Below are 13,273 nucleotides of genomic sequence, written 5' to 3'. Positions count from 1 at the left end.
ATTTGCAAAAAGTTCTGGGGGACGTCATGTTTGCATTAATGGCATTACTCACGCTCGGGCTGTTGGGCGGACTGATTGGCCTGTTCGACGGCGATAGCGACGATTCAACCGGGGAACCTAACCCCGAACCCAATCCCGAAGAAGAGAACATTCCCACCGACGGCAATGATGATTTGCTGGGCACAGCGGCCAATGACCTGATCAACGGTCTGAAGGGCGACGACGTGCTGCGCGGCCTGTCGGGCGACGATACGCTGGATGGCGGCGCGGGCGACGATGTGCTGCGCGGCGGTGCAGGGGCGGACCGTTTGATTGGTTCGACCGGGTCTGATCACATGATCGGCGATACCGGCAACGACGTGCTGTTGGGCCGTGATGGCAATGATACCATGTACGGCAGTGATGGGTTCGACGCGCTGAACGGTGGGTCCGGCAGCGATGAAATGTACGGCGGCAATGGTGAAGACACACTGATCGGTGCCGCTGACGGCGATTTCATGGACGGTGGTTCCAACGACGACGATATGTTTGGCCAAGACGGCGACGACACCATGTTGGGCAGCTTTGGCAACGACAGCATGGAAGGCAACTTCGGCAACGATAGCATGGACGGAGGCCAGAACGATGACAGCATGTCGGGCGGTCCGGGCGATGACTTGATGCTCGGGGGAAGTGGCAATGACACCATGTCGGGCGATGACGGCGATGACGGGCTGATCGGCGGCGAAGGCAATGATAGCATGGGCGGTGGTGATGGTGCCGATGTGTTGCTAGGCGGCGAAGGCAATGACACGCTGTATGGTGGCACTGGAAACGACACGCTGGACGGTCAAGCGGGGGCGGATTCCTTGCGCGGTGGCGAAGGCGACGACGGTCTGATCAATGGCGTTTACATGAACGGCGGTGCCGGGAATGATGTTCTTTGGCTGCTGGACCAACTGCCCGCCAATGCGACTCTGGTTGGCGGCGACGGTGTTGACGGGTTTGAGATCTTCCTGAGTGGCGAGAATTCGACCTTCATTCCGACGATCGAAGATTTCGTTCCGACGGGTGCAGGTGCTGAAATTCTGGGTGTGACCTTGCCGGCTGGCATTGATCCGAATGCGGATACGACCTCGGTTGTGATCACGCCTGGAACCAATGCGGCGGATGCCATGGTGCAGGTTCAGACGGCCAATGGCACGTTTGATGTGGCGCTGATCAAGAACGGCATCACCAACGGGTTCACCGTTGATAACGTGGCCATGGTGATCGCGGCGGAAACGCAAGCGGCTTGATCCAAGCACCAAGCCCTTGAAAATAAAGAAGGCCGCGGGGGACGCGGCCTTTTTCATGTCTGGATTATTGGCTGGTATCGCCTCGGGCCAGGCGGGCCGCACGTCCGCCGCGCCGCTGGGTCAGTAGCGGTTTGCGGCTGGGCAGGTCGGCCATGATCTGGCGCCGGACCTCTGGCGTCATTCGCGACCATGCGGTGATTTCGTCGATCGACCGATAACAGCCTGTGCAAATCCGCGCCTCGGGATGCACGACGCATAGTTTTACGCAGGGCGATTCAACTTCGTCCCGTTTCCAAACGCTGTCGGTCATGCGGTGTCTCCGATATGGCGCAACCGGTCCAGCGCCCCTTGCAGGATATAGGAGGCGGCGACGTGGTCGATCACCTCGGCGCGACGTTTGCGAGACGTATCCGCCTCTAGCAGCGCCCGTTCGGCGGCCACGGTCGACAGGCGTTCATCCCAGAAGGTGATCGGGCCATCCCAAAGACGGCTGAGGTTGCGGGCAAAGGCGCGCGTGGATTGGCAACGCGGGCCTTCAGAGCCGTCCATATTGCGCGGCAGGCCCAGCACCAGCCCGGCAATGTCGCGCTGTTTGATCAGGAACAGCAGACGGTCGGCATCGGCGGTGAACTTGGTGCGCTTGACGGTTTCCAGCGGGGTGGCCACGCTGCGCAGCCCGTCCGAGACGGCAACGCCAATGGTCTTGGTGCCCAGGTCCAGCCCCATGATTGCCCGGCCAAAAGGCAGGTCGGTTGCAAAACCGGCGACGTCTTCGTGGATCATGCGTTTGCTCCGGCGGTGGGGGCGCGCGATGCTGCGCATCGCGCGGGAAGGGGGCGCTGCCCCCTCTGGTCGCTGCGCGCCCATTCACCCCCGGCGGTATTTGGAAAGAGAAGAAGCAGGGGGGTCATTCAGCCACTCCGGCGTTTTGCGCAGCAGCAGCGAGCGCGGCCAGCGCGGCGGCGTTTCCGGCGAACACCGTCTGGCTTTCGAGGTAGATGGCGCGGGCGCGGTCCGCATCACCCAGAACCCCAAGCGCATTGATCAGGCGGGCCCATTCGTCGGGCGTGCCGCCTTCGGTGGCGAGCCGGTCGGACAGGCGTTCGACCATGCCTTGGATCATTGAAGCGCGGTCGCCTTCGGACATCTCGGCGGCATTGGCCATGTCTTCCTGGCTGGGGCCGGGCAGGGCGGGCGTGTCAAGCGGCGGCAGGGTGAAGTTATTCACCCCGGCGCGGAAGGCCAGTTCTTCGATCTGGGCGCGGATCGGCATGGTCCAGGGATCGTCGGGGGTGCTGTCGCTCAGCAATTCGCGCCACATGCGGAAGGCAATGTCCGGGCGTCCGGTCTGGGCCATCATCAATCCGCCATAGTAGCGGGCCGCGCCATTGTCGCGGTCGCGGGTCAGGGCGGCCTCTAGCGCGACCTGCGCCTCGGGCGAAACGTAACCGCCTGCCGCCAGCACCATTGTGCCTGCCAGATCGGCATAGTCTTCGGCACTGGCAGCATCGCCTTTGATCGCGACAATGCGCTGGTGGGCCTGATAGGCGGCCTTGTAATTGCCAAGCGCGGCCTCGGATCGGGCCAGCAGTTGTTGGCCTTGCAGATCTTCGGGGCGGTCCTTGATCGCGCCGCGCAGCCGTTCAACCAGTTGCTGGTATTCGGGGCTGACGTCGGTGGCGGTGAAGGCCGGGGTTTGTGCTTCGGCATCGGCCTGGCTGGGGCGCGTGTCACGGGCCTGTTTGGCCATGGCAATCCGGTCTTTCAGCGCCAGATCGCCGTAGCCCGGCGCGCCAAGCTGCCAATAGAGCGCGGCGCCGCCGCCCAGAAGGGCAAGCGTCAGGATCGCGGCCATGGCCAGCGTCACGCGGCGCGGCTGGCTGCCGCCCTTGGCGGCCTGCGCGGCCTTGGCATCGGCGGCCAGAATGCGGCGCGACACCTCAACCCGGACCCGTTCGGCATCGCCCTCAGAGATCACGCCGCGCGCAACATCGCGGTCAACCTCGGCCAATTGGTCGCGATAGACCTTCAGGTCAAAGCTTTCGGCCGGGGCGGCATCGGTGCGCCCACGCAGCATGGCCAGCGTGAAAAGCAGCCCAAGGGCCAAGGTCAGCGCGCCGGTCAGGATCCAGAACAGGGTCATAGGCTCTCCGAGGTTATGGTTGACCTTGGATGTATCTCTTGTGCGAGGGTGAAAAAAGGGCAAATCCCCGCGCACGGGTCGCGATGTCGCAACTGCACGGCATTGTGACGGTTGTAGTCGGGGCTTACCTCATGTTGCAGTTCAGAAAACCAGCAGGCCAGAGATTGGGATTCGATACGCATGAAACGCTATTCTGCCTTTGCCGTTGCCCGAGAGGCGCTGCGCGATCACACCGGATGGGGCCGTGCCTGGCACAAGGCCCAGCCGAAGAAACGCTATGACGTGATCATCGTCGGGGCCGGGGGGCATGGGTTGGCCACCGCCTATTACCTTGGCAAGAACTTCGGCATCACCAATGTCGCGATCCTTGAAAAAGGCTGGCTGGGTGGCGGCAACACGGGCCGCAACACCACGATCATCCGCTCGAACTATCTGCAAGACCCGTCCGCGGCGATCTATGAAAAGGCCCGCGGCCTGTATGAAACGCTGAGTCAGGATCTGAACTACAACGTGATGTTCAGCCCGCGCGGCGTGATGATGCTGGCGCAGACGGAACACGAGGTGCGCGGCTATCAGCGCACCGCCCATGCCAATAGCCTGCAAGGCGTTGAGACTGAGTTCATTTCGCCCAAACAGGTCAAGGAACTCTGCCCGATCATGAACATCGACGGGCCGCGCTATCCGGTGCTGGGCGCGCTGTGGCAGCCACGCGGCGGCACAGCCCGCCATGATGCGGTGGCTTGGGGCTATGCGCGCAAATGCTCGGAAATGGGCATGGATATCTTGCAGAAATGCGAAGTGACCGGCGTGCGCACCGAAGGCGGCAAGGTACAGGGCGTGGAAACCACGCTTGGCCCGATTGACTGCGACAAGCTAGGCTTGGTCGTCGCGGGTCATTCCAGCGTGCTGGCCGAGCAGGCCGGCTTCCGCCTGCCGATCGAGAGCCTTGCGCTTCAGGCGCTGGTGTCCGAACCGATCAAGCCCTGCATGGATGTGGTCGTGATGGCCAACACCGTACACGGCTATATGAGCCAGTCCGACAAGGGCGAGATGGTCATCGGCGGCGGCACCGACGGGTTCAACAACTACACCCAGCGCGGCAGTTTCCACCATATCGAGGAAACCGTCCGCGCCCTGATCGAGACCTTCCCGATGCTGTCGCGCCTGAAAATGCTGCGCCAGTGGGGCGGTATCGTCGATATGACTGGCGACCGCTCGCCCATCATCTCATCCACGCCCGTCGGCGGGATCTTCATCAACTGCGGCTGGGGCACCGGCGGCTTCAAGGCCATCCCCGGCAGCGGCTGGGCCATGGCCGAGCTGATGGCCAAGGGCCATTCCCCGCTGGCCGAGGATTTCGGCCTGAACCGCTTTGTCGAAGGCCGCTTCATCGACGAAAGCGTCGCGGCAGGGGTGGCGCATTGATGGAAACAGCTACCGTGCAAGAAATTGTTATTCCCTTGGTGTCAGCGGTGGTTGGTGGGTTAATTGCCTCAGGTGGGGCGATGTTGGTAATGAAGGCCCAGTTGGCACATGAATTGTCGCGCGAACAAAGGGCACAAAAAAAGAATGAAGCTCAGCGGGCTCTTGAGGCTGTGTGGACCTTGTTTTCTGACTTTGAGTATCTCGCAAACATACAAATCAACCTTAACGAACAATTTACGCGTGCCGCCAATGAAGGTCATGCTGATTTTGAGCCATGGCAAAAAGTTCTAGGAATTATCCACAGCGACTATCAGCAAGCTATTGTGAGCGTTTCGCAGATTTCTTTCCTCATCGACGCAAAGAAGGCTCCTCTTCTTAGCGAAGTCAAATACGTTCAATCTCGCGTTCTAAACTTGTCCGAAGCAGTCGTAGCCTACAACTCACTACGTTCAGATCTGCTGTCTTACATGGAGCAAAAACAATCAAAAGGTGAAGTTATTGAAGGGAACTTGGTTCAAGCCGGATTCGATCCTAAGGACGAGTTTATCATCAGTGCAAAGGCCGGCGCAGCTCAAAGTGTGTTGGGTACGATATTAGAGTTTCTTGAAACGGACGTTGATGTTTGTTGGAAGGTGATGATTTCCCTTAAGCAGGCCGCTGAAGACTACTTCGGCGACGATTTCCCATCTTTCAAAATGGAGCGGGCCGGAAAATGCTGATCTTTGAATGCCCCTATTGCGGCGTCATGGCCGAAGAAACCGAACTGACCGCTGGCGGCGAGGCGCATGTAAAGCGTTTCGGCCCCGGATCGTCGGACGAGGACTTCGAGACCTATCTCTTCCACCGCGAAAACCCCAAAGGCGTGCATTTTGAACGCTGGCGCCATGCCAATGGCTGCGGTAAGTGGTTCTTGGCGGCCCGCTGTACCAACACGCTTGAGGTTTTCGGTACGTATCCTGCGCAAACCACGCGCCCGCCCGAACCGATCCTTGAGGCGATCCGCGCCAAGCGCCCCGGCTTCCAATGGCGAGACCTCGCCTGATGTATTTTCTGACCCGAAATATCCTCGGGGGGTGTGGGGGGCAGACAGCCCCCCACCGCCTGCCACATGTGAAAGGCCAAACCACATGAGCACCCGTCTTGTCTCTGGCGGTCGTCTGATCGACCGTACCAAACCGATCACCTTTCGCTTCAACGGCAAGCGCCTGAAGGGCCATGCGGGCGATACGCTCGCTTCGGCTTTGCTGGCGTCGGACCAGATGTTGGTGGGCCGGTCGTTCAAATACCACCGCCCGCGCGGCATCGTGGCCTCGGGCGCGGAGGAACCCAACGCGCTGGTCGGGCTGGGCGAGGGCGCGCGGTTTGAACCGAACCAACGCGCCACCACGACCGAGCTGTTTGAAGGTCTGACCGCCCAGAGCCAGAACCACTGGCCCAGCCTCGATTTCGACATCGGTGCGGTGAACACCCATTTCGCGCGGTTCCTGACGGCGGGCTTTTACTACAAGATGTTCATCCATCCGCGCCCTCTGTGGAAACATGTCTATGAGCCGTTCATCCGCCAATCGGCGGGCCTTGGCAAAGCGCCCGACGCCGAAACCAAAGACTCCGACCGGTACGAACATTTCTACGCCTTCACCGATGTGCTGGTGATCGGCGGCGGTGTGGCGGGGCTTCAGGCGGCGCTGGCCGCTGGCCGCTCGGGCGCGAAGGTAATGCTGATCGAACAGACCGCCCATTTGGGTGGCCGTGCGCCGGTCGATGGCGGCACGATCGACGGGCAGGAACCGGGCGCTTGGGTCGATCAGACCCTTGCCGCGCTGAACGCCATGCCGAACGTCACGATCCGCGCCCGCACCATGGGCGCCGGGATCTATGACCACGGCTATGTGCTGGGCTATGAACGTGTGGCCGATGAACGCCCCGGCACCGACGGCCCGCGTCACCGCCTGTGGAAGATCCGCGCTGGCCGCGTCATCACCGCGACGGGGGCGATTGAGCGTCCGATCAGCTTTGCGGGCAACGATATTCCCGGTGTGATGCTGGCCGGGGCCGTGCGCGACTATGTGGTCAACTACGGCGTCAGCGTTGGCGACCGTACCGTGGTTGTCACCAACAATGACGATGCTTACCGCACCGCGATTGTGCTGGCCAAGGCTGGCCTGTCGGTGCCGTGTATCATCGACGCGCGTCCCTTGGGCGGCGGCGCGTTGATGGAGGAAGCCAAGGCGCTCGGTATCCGCGTTGAAACGGGCCGGGGCATTGCCAAGGTTCTGGGCGGCAAGCGGGTGACGGGCGTGGTGCTGTGCAACATGGTCGGCGAAGGCGCTTTGGTCGAAGAGATCGCCTGCGAGGCCGTCGCCATGTCGGGCGGCTGGTCGCCTGTCGTGCACCTGTGGTCGCATTGCGGGGGCAAACTGACGTGGGATGCCGATCAGGCCGCTTTCCGCCCTGATGCCACCCGTGCACCGATTGGGGCCGATGGTCAGGCAAATGTTCTGGCTGCCGGGGCCGCGAACGGCTTTGGCCGCTTGCAGAATGTTCTGCAAGATGCTGATGTGGCAGGAAAAATGGCTGCCCATGCGCTTGGGTTCGACGCGCCGAAAGACGCGCCGCCCATGGGCGAGGATGCCGCCGTCAAACCGCTGATGCCCGTTTGGCTGATGCCGCAAAGCGCCCATTACGGCCTGCGTATGAAGGCATGGCTCGACTATCAGAACGACGTCAAGGTCTCGGACGTGCAGCTTGCCGCGCGCGAGGGCTATGAAAGCGTTGAGCACACCAAGCGCTATACCACGCTTGGCATGGCGACAGATCAGGGTAAACTTAGCAACATCAACGGTTTGGCGATCCTTTCTGATGCGCTCGGAGAGCCGATCCCACAGGTTGGCACCACCACCTTCCGCCCGCCGTATACGCCCATTTCCATGGGCGCGATTGCAGGTGAAGCGCGGGGCGAGATTTTCCAACCGCTGCGCCGCACACCGATGCACGGCTGGCATGAGGCGCACGGTGCCGAATGGGAACCCGTTGGCCATTGGCGCCGTCCGTATTGCTTCCCCAAGGCGGGCGAAGACAAGCACGCCGCCGTCGCGCGCGAGATTAACGCAACCCGGCAAAGTATTGGAATGCTTGATGCTTCCACGCTTGGTAAGATCATCGTCAAGGGGCCTGATGCGGGCAAATTCCTTGATATGCTCTATACCAACATGATGAGCACTCTGGCCCCCGGCAAATGTCGCTACGGGCTGATGTGCAACGAAAACGGCTTCTTGTCGGATGACGGTGTGGTCGCGCGGATCGACGAAGATACGTTCCTGTGCCACACCACCACCGGCGGCGCGGATCGCATCCATGCCCATATGGAAGACTGGCTTCAGTGCGAATGGTGGGACTGGAAGGTCTATACCGCCAACGTGACCGAGCAATTTGCCCAGATCGCCGTGGTTGGCCCAAATGCCCGCAAGGTGCTGGAGAAGCTGGGCGGGATGGATGTCAGCAAGGAAGCGCTGCCGTTCATGACCTGGGCCGACGGCACCTTGGGCGGCATCAAAGCGCGGGTCTATCGCATCTCGTTCTCGGGCGAGCTGAGCTATGAAATCGCCGTGCCCGCCAATCAGGGCCTTGCCCTGTGGGAGGCGCTGATTGACGCTGGGGCCGAGTTCGGCATCACCCCCTATGGCACCGAGGCGCTGCACGTCATGCGCGCCGAGAAGGGCTTTATCATGATCGGCGATGAAACCGACGGTACCGTGATCCCGCAGGATCTAGGGCTGGGCTGGGCGATCTCGAAGAAGAAGGCCGACTATCTGGGCAAACGCGCGCAGGAACGCACCCACATGACCGACCCGAACCGCTGGCAGCTTGTCGGGCTGGAAACGGTCGATGGCTCGGTTCTGCCGGATGGGGCCTTGGCCTATGCCTCGGGCAAGAACGCCAATGGTCAGCGCAACACCCAAGGGCGCGTCACCTCGACCTACCATTCGCCGACCCTAGGCCGTGGTATTGCCATGGGCCTTGTGCTGAACGGGCCGGATCGCATGGGCGAGGTGCTGCATTTCACCAACACCGAGGGCGAGCCGATCGCGGCCAAGATCGTCAGCCCCGTTTTCTATGATCCCGAAGGGGAGAAGCAGAATGTCTGATGTGAAAACCGCCATGGGCGCAGCCCAATTCGAAGGCATCGCCAAGGTCGAGGCTTTGCCCGCAACCGGCATGATCACCATTCGCGGCACTTTCAGCGATGCTGGTTTTGGCAAGGCCGTTTGCGCCGCTGCGGGCGTTGAGGCATTGCCGGGCGTGCGCGAAACCCGTTTGACGGGGGGCAAGGGCCTGCTGTGGATGTCGCCGGATGAGCTGTTGTTGATCTGCGCCTATAGCGCGGCGGATCGCACCGCGCATCAATTGGCCGAGGCACTGAAGGGCCAGCACGCGCTGGTGGCCAATGTCTCGGACGCGCGCAGCTTATTTCAGGTGCAGGGTCGCAATGCCCGCGAAATCATCGCCAAGCTGGCCCCGGTGGATATGGCACCGAGCGCCTTTGGTCCGGGCATGGTGCGCCGGTCGCGGCTTGCGCAGGTGCCTGCGGCGATCTGGATGACGGATAGCAGCACCGTGCAGATCATGTGTTTCCGGTCGGTGTCTGAGTATGTCTACGGCCTGTTGACCACGTCCGCCGAACTGGGCGGTGAGGTCGGGTATTACTGACGCGAAATCCTAGGGCAAATCGTGCAATATTCACGAAAGGGGGCGCTGCCTGTCTTTCGTGAGGAGATATTGCTATGTCAAAATTCGGACATTTTTGCCTTGGGTTTGCCCTGTTTTCCGGGCCTGCACTTGCAGAAACCTATCAATGCGCCTTCGATGGGGCCTCTGCGCCAATGTCGCCCTCTGTCTCGGTGTCGGTGGACCGCGCCGCGCGGCAGGTCAGCGTGGGCGGCGGGTTGGTGGCCGATCATGGCAGCCCCAGCTATGCATTTATGACCAACCCCAGCGAGTCCGAGGCGGTGTTCCAGTGGATCATTCCGGGCGTTGCCGCTGCGGGCGGGCAAGACGTGCAATATGTCGCCCAAATCATGCGCGGCGACGGCATCGCCGAGCTGACGGCATTTTGGGCATCCCGCGAGCAGGTGGTCTTGGGCCGGTGCACAGAAACGCCCTAAAGCACGGGCCGTCATGAAATGATGTATCGTATGTGCAGGGAAAAACGCATCGTAGGCTTGACGTTTCACGGGTCTCGCCTCAGTTAAGAAAGCAGAGATTTTGCCACACCAACAAGGGGTAACTGCAATGGCTTTTGAACTTCCCGATCTTCCTTACGCACATGACGCTCTGGCCGGCAAAGGCATGAGCCAAGAGACGATGGAATATCACCACGACATCCACCACAAGGCCTATGTCGACAACGGCAACAAGCTGATCGCTGGCACCGAGTGGGAAGGCAAGTCGGTCGAAGAGATCGTAAAAGGCACCTATCAGGCCGGCGCGGTTGCGCAGAACGGTATCTTCAACAACGCATCGCAGCATTGGAACCACACCCAGTTCTGGGAAATGATGGGGCCGGGCGGCGCGGCAATGCCGGGCGAGCTGGAAGCTGCGATCAAAGAAAGCTTTGGCAGCGTTCAGAAGTTCAAGGACGATTTCGCCGCCGCTGGCGCAGGTCAGTTCGGCTCGGGCTGGGCATGGCTGGTCAAAGACACCGATGGCGGCCTGAAAGTCACCAAGACCGAAAACGGCGTGAACCCGCTGTGCTTTGGTCAGACCGCGCTGCTGGGCTGTGACGTTTGGGAACACTCGTACTACATCGACTTCCGCAACAAGCGCCCCGCCTACCTGACCAACTTCCTGGACAACCTGGTAAACTGGGACAACGTCGCGTCGCGTCTCTGATCGACGGATATGGCAGTTTTGGCCATACTTGCAATTGGGCTGGCAGCGCTGCTGCTGGCCCTTTTGGTTTACGCCTTTTGGATCGAACCGGCCATGCGTTTGCGCGTGGTGCGCCATCAGGTCCGGCACCCCGGTTGGGGGGATCGGGCGCCGCTGCGGATCGTCATTATTTCAGATCTTCATGCCGGTGCGCCGCATATTCCGCTGCGCCGGGTGTCCCGGATCGTGCGACGGGCCAATGCGCTAAATCCTGATGTGGCAGTGTTGCTGGGCGACTATAGCGCGGCCCACCGCTTTACCACGGGTGGCACCGACAAGTTCCAGATCATCGAACGCCTCAAGGCCTTTACTGCGCCTTTGGGCTGCTATGCCGTGTTGGGAAACCATGACTGGTGGCAGGACGAAAAGTCGCTGAAAAACAAAACCTTGCCGGAGGCTGCGAAAGCACTGGATCAGCATGGAATCCCACTTTTGGAAAACGCCAATGTCCGGTTGCGGGACGGGGCTGATGCGTTTGTTCTGGCCGGTTTGGCCGACCAACGGCCACAAAGCCTTGATCCAGAGGTTCCCGGTTTTGACGATCTGGATGCGGCGCTGAACGGCGTTGCGTCAGACACGCCGGTTGTTCTGTTGGCGCATGAGCCTGACATTTTCCCCAAGGTGCCTGACAACGTTCTGGTGACCTTGTCGGGGCATACCCATGGCGGACAAATCCGCACCTTCGGGTTTCATCCCGTCATCATGGTCGCCGAGACCGAGACCTATTCTTGGGGCCGCTATGACCGCGATGCGGGGCAGGTATTGATCGTGTCCGGCGGCATCGGCTGTTCGGATTATCCGGTGCGGTTTGGCATGGTGCCAGAAATCACCGTGGTTGAGCTTTCGTAGTGACCGAGGGGCTGCGCAAATAGTGAATTCGGGCGTTGCTGCGATTGTCGCGGCTTGCACCATTTGGGGGCTGTCGCCGCTGTATTACAAACATCTGTCGATGGTGCCTGCCGAACAGCTTTTGGCGCATCGGACCTTTTGGTCTTTCGTGACCTTCTTTGCGCTGACGGCGATGCAGGGCAAGCTGCCCGCGTTGTGGCGGCTGTTGCGCAACACGCCGATGCTGGGCCGGGTGGCGATTGCCGCGCTGATGGTTTCGGCCAACTGGTTTTTGTTCATCTTCGCCATTCAGAATGACCGCACCACCGAAACGTCGCTGGGGTATTACATCTTTCCGCTGGTGTCGGTTCTGCTGGGTGTCTTCGTGCTGAAAGAAGGCCTGAGCCGTTGCAAGCGCTGGCGGTTGCGCTGGCAACGGTGGCGGTTGGCGTGCTGATGCTGGGGCTTGGGCTGTTCCCGTGGCTGTCTTTGGTTTTGGCGACGACCTTCGGGCTTTATGGGCCGATCAAGAAACGGCTGCCCGCCGATCCGGTGGTTTCAGTCACGGCAGAATGTCTGCTGTTGGTGCCGCCTGCGGTGGTGTGGCTGGCCATAGCGCAGGCCCAAGGGCAGGGCGCCTGGGGGCGGGACGGTGAAACCGATTTGCTGTTGGCGATGTCGGGTCTGCTGACCGCTTTGCCGCTGGTGCTGTTCAGCTACGCCTCGTAGTGCGTGACCTTGGCAAAGCTGGGATTGGTGCAATACCTGAACCCAACGCTGCAATTCTTGCTGGCGGTTGTGGTGTTCCGCGAACCCTTTGGCCTGCTGCATGCGGTGGCCTTTGGACTGATCTGGGCGGCCTTGGCGATTTACTCTGCCGCCGCCCTGCGTCAGGACAGGGCGCGGCGCAAGAACGTGACCGCGCTTGGCACATCCGGCATGCACTGAATGTAGCTGGCGGTGTCCTCGGCGGCAAAGCCGGTGTCGATGACATTGGCCAGCAGGGCGCGCAGCGGGTCCCAATAGCCGCCGACATTGATCAGCACGATCGGCTTGTTGTGCAGGCCCAACTGGCGCCATGTCAGCACCTCGAAGAATTCGTCCAGCGTGCCCGCACCGCCCGGCAACACGACAATCGCGTCAGAGTTCATCACCATGACTTTCTTACGTTCATGCATGGTTTCGGTGACGACAAAGCGGGTCAGGTCGCGTTTGCCGACCTCCCAATCCAGAAGGTGCTGGGGGATCACGCCAAAGGTCTCGGCCCCGGCTGATTGCGCGGCCCGTGCCACGCCGCCCATCAGCCCCACATCGCCCGCGCCATAGACCAGACGCCATTGTTCGGCGGCGATGGCTTGGCCCATTTCGGCGGCGGTTTCCATGTAGATCGGGTCGTTGCCGGGTCGTGCGCCGCAATAGACGCAGATCGAATGTTTGGTCATGGGACTGTCCGTTTGTTGGTCGGCCACACCCTAGCGGTAAGCCTTTGCGGGGGCCATGGCCACCGGATGCGCGGTATTGCCACGAGGGTCGCGACTTTAGTCCAAGCACCCAAAAAGTTGCGCTTATGCGGCCACAACTGCTAAATTTGCCACATCTGAATGAAAAACGGGGGTGATTTGCCGTTTTGACCGAACTAGGGGCTGTTGTTATACACAGTCATCTGACTGTC

At 61.0% G+C, this 13,273-nt stretch carries 16 protein-coding genes; 12 read left to right on the top strand and 4 right to left on the bottom strand.

All coding sequences use genetic code 11. The features are described from left to right. Nucleotides 1-38: 38 nt before the first annotated feature. The gene (locus tag PRI8871_RS20140) at nt 39-1,277 is read left to right on the top strand and encodes a calcium-binding protein (protein WP_181389467.1); all 1,239 of its coding nucleotides are present in this window, start codon (nt 39-41) and stop codon (nt 1,275-1,277) included. A 64-nt stretch (nt 1,278-1,341) separates the two neighbouring features. Here the strand turns inward: PRI8871_RS20140 and PRI8871_RS13490 are convergent, their stop codons facing one another. The 3 genes from PRI8871_RS13490 to ccmI all read right to left on the bottom strand — a co-directional run bounded on the left by PRI8871_RS13490 (nt 1,342) and on the right by ccmI (nt 3,420). Continuing rightward, nucleotides 1,342-1,587 (bottom strand): DUF1289 domain-containing protein, encoded by a 246-nt coding sequence (locus tag PRI8871_RS13490; RefSeq protein ID WP_108886750.1) that lies wholly within the window; start codon nt 1,585-1,587, stop codon nt 1,342-1,344. Next, nucleotides 1,584-2,060 (bottom strand): Holliday junction resolvase RuvX, encoded by a 477-nt coding sequence (gene ruvX / locus PRI8871_RS13485; protein ID WP_108886809.1) that lies wholly within the window; start codon nt 2,058-2,060, stop codon nt 1,584-1,586. The genes PRI8871_RS13490 and ruvX overlap by 4 nt, the downstream gene beginning before the upstream one ends. A gap of 124 nt (nt 2,061-2,184) precedes the next feature. Further along, a complete protein-coding gene (gene ccmI / locus PRI8871_RS13480; RefSeq protein ID WP_108886749.1) occupies nt 2,185-3,420 on the bottom strand; it encodes a c-type cytochrome biogenesis protein CcmI in 1,236 nt (411 codons plus the stop codon). A gap of 180 nt (nt 3,421-3,600) precedes the next feature. On the opposite strand from ccmI, the gene PRI8871_RS13475 reads away from it, so the two are divergent. The 11 genes from PRI8871_RS13475 to PRI8871_RS20185 all read left to right on the top strand — a co-directional run bounded on the left by PRI8871_RS13475 (nt 3,601) and on the right by PRI8871_RS20185 (nt 12,549). Continuing rightward, the gene (locus PRI8871_RS13475; RefSeq protein ID WP_108886748.1) at nt 3,601-4,845 is read left to right on the top strand and encodes a sarcosine oxidase subunit beta family protein; all 1,245 of its coding nucleotides are present in this window, start codon (nt 3,601-3,603) and stop codon (nt 4,843-4,845) included. Beyond that, nucleotides 4,845-5,564: a hypothetical protein gene (locus PRI8871_RS13470; RefSeq protein WP_108886747.1), complete on the top strand. Its 720-nt coding sequence runs from the start codon at nt 4,845-4,847 to the stop codon at nt 5,562-5,564. Before PRI8871_RS13475 ends, PRI8871_RS13470 begins: the two co-directional genes overlap by 1 nt. Beyond that, on the top strand, nt 5,558-5,887 hold the full coding sequence (locus PRI8871_RS13465) for a sarcosine oxidase subunit delta (protein ID WP_108886746.1): 330 nt from the start codon (nt 5,558-5,560) through the stop codon (nt 5,885-5,887). The genes PRI8871_RS13470 and PRI8871_RS13465 overlap by 7 nt, the downstream gene beginning before the upstream one ends. Before the next feature lie 85 nt (nt 5,888-5,972). Further along, on the top strand, nt 5,973-8,990 hold the full coding sequence (locus tag PRI8871_RS13460; protein ID WP_108886745.1) for a sarcosine oxidase subunit alpha family protein: 3,018 nt from the start codon (nt 5,973-5,975) through the stop codon (nt 8,988-8,990). After that, a complete protein-coding gene (locus PRI8871_RS13455) occupies nt 8,983-9,552 on the top strand; it encodes a sarcosine oxidase subunit gamma (protein ID WP_108886744.1) in 570 nt (189 codons plus the stop codon). Before PRI8871_RS13460 ends, PRI8871_RS13455 begins: the two co-directional genes overlap by 8 nt. A gap of 74 nt (nt 9,553-9,626) precedes the next feature. Beyond that, complete coding sequence (locus PRI8871_RS13450) at nt 9,627-10,007, top strand: hypothetical protein (RefSeq protein ID WP_108886743.1); 381 nt, start codon at nt 9,627-9,629, stop codon at nt 10,005-10,007. 127 nt (nt 10,008-10,134) lie between these two features. After that, a complete protein-coding gene (locus PRI8871_RS13445) occupies nt 10,135-10,734 on the top strand; it encodes a superoxide dismutase (RefSeq protein ID WP_108886742.1) in 600 nt (199 codons plus the stop codon). 18 nt (nt 10,735-10,752) lie between these two features. Next, a complete protein-coding gene (locus PRI8871_RS13440; RefSeq protein ID WP_219929024.1) occupies nt 10,753-11,622 on the top strand; it encodes a metallophosphoesterase in 870 nt (289 codons plus the stop codon). A gap of 22 nt (nt 11,623-11,644) precedes the next feature. Then, the gene (locus PRI8871_RS20195) at nt 11,645-12,058 is read left to right on the top strand and encodes an EamA family transporter (RefSeq protein ID WP_306418459.1); all 414 of its coding nucleotides are present in this window, start codon (nt 11,645-11,647) and stop codon (nt 12,056-12,058) included. Further along, nucleotides 12,010-12,330, top strand: coding sequence for an EamA family transporter (locus PRI8871_RS20190; RefSeq protein WP_306418458.1), 321 nt, complete (start codon nt 12,010-12,012; stop codon nt 12,328-12,330). Before PRI8871_RS20195 ends, PRI8871_RS20190 begins: the two co-directional genes overlap by 49 nt. A 3-nt stretch (nt 12,331-12,333) precedes the next feature. Then, nucleotides 12,334-12,549 carry an EamA family transporter gene (locus PRI8871_RS20185; protein ID WP_306418457.1) on the top strand — a complete coding sequence of 72 codons (216 nt, stop codon included), beginning with the start codon at nt 12,334-12,336 and terminating at the stop codon, nt 12,547-12,549. On the opposite strand, the gene PRI8871_RS13430 is transcribed toward PRI8871_RS20185, so the two are convergent. Further along, complete coding sequence (locus tag PRI8871_RS13430; protein ID WP_108886740.1) at nt 12,492-13,043, bottom strand: LOG family protein; 552 nt, start codon at nt 13,041-13,043, stop codon at nt 12,492-12,494. The genes PRI8871_RS20185 and PRI8871_RS13430 overlap by 58 nt on opposite strands. Between the last annotated feature and the right edge of the window lie 230 nt (nt 13,044-13,273).

This window comes from Pseudoprimorskyibacter insulae, assembly GCF_900302505.1.
GTDB lineage: Bacteria > Pseudomonadota > Alphaproteobacteria > Rhodobacterales > Rhodobacteraceae > Pseudoprimorskyibacter > Pseudoprimorskyibacter insulae.
Note: the sequence above shows the minus strand (reverse complement) of the source record. Positions and strands in the feature narration are given on the sequence as shown.

Bases quoted from the DNA above. Each gene is read 5' to 3' on its own strand.
- PRI8871_RS20140 (WP_181389467.1), top strand. From the start codon at position 39: ATGGCATTACTCACGCTCGGGCTGTTGGGCGGACTGATTGGCCTGTTC.
- PRI8871_RS13490 (WP_108886750.1), bottom strand. From the start codon at position 1,587: ATGACCGACAGCGTTTGGAAACGGGACGAAGTTGAATCGCCCTGCGTA.
- ruvX (WP_108886809.1), bottom strand. From the start codon at position 2,060: ATGATCCACGAAGACGTCGCCGGTTTTGCAACCGACCTGCCTTTTGGC.
- ccmI (WP_108886749.1), bottom strand. From the start codon at position 3,420: ATGACCCTGTTCTGGATCCTGACCGGCGCGCTGACCTTGGCCCTTGGG.
- PRI8871_RS13475 (WP_108886748.1), top strand. From the start codon at position 3,601: ATGAAACGCTATTCTGCCTTTGCCGTTGCCCGAGAGGCGCTGCGCGAT.
- PRI8871_RS13470 (WP_108886747.1), top strand. From the start codon at position 4,845: ATGGAAACAGCTACCGTGCAAGAAATTGTTATTCCCTTGGTGTCAGCG.
- PRI8871_RS13465 (WP_108886746.1), top strand. From the start codon at position 5,558: ATGCTGATCTTTGAATGCCCCTATTGCGGCGTCATGGCCGAAGAAACC.
- PRI8871_RS13460 (WP_108886745.1), top strand. From the start codon at position 5,973: ATGAGCACCCGTCTTGTCTCTGGCGGTCGTCTGATCGACCGTACCAAA.
- PRI8871_RS13455 (WP_108886744.1), top strand. From the start codon at position 8,983: ATGTCTGATGTGAAAACCGCCATGGGCGCAGCCCAATTCGAAGGCATC.
- PRI8871_RS13450 (WP_108886743.1), top strand. From the start codon at position 9,627: ATGTCAAAATTCGGACATTTTTGCCTTGGGTTTGCCCTGTTTTCCGGG.
- PRI8871_RS13445 (WP_108886742.1), top strand. From the start codon at position 10,135: ATGGCTTTTGAACTTCCCGATCTTCCTTACGCACATGACGCTCTGGCC.
- PRI8871_RS13430 (WP_108886740.1), bottom strand. From the start codon at position 13,043: ATGACCAAACATTCGATCTGCGTCTATTGCGGCGCACGACCCGGCAAC.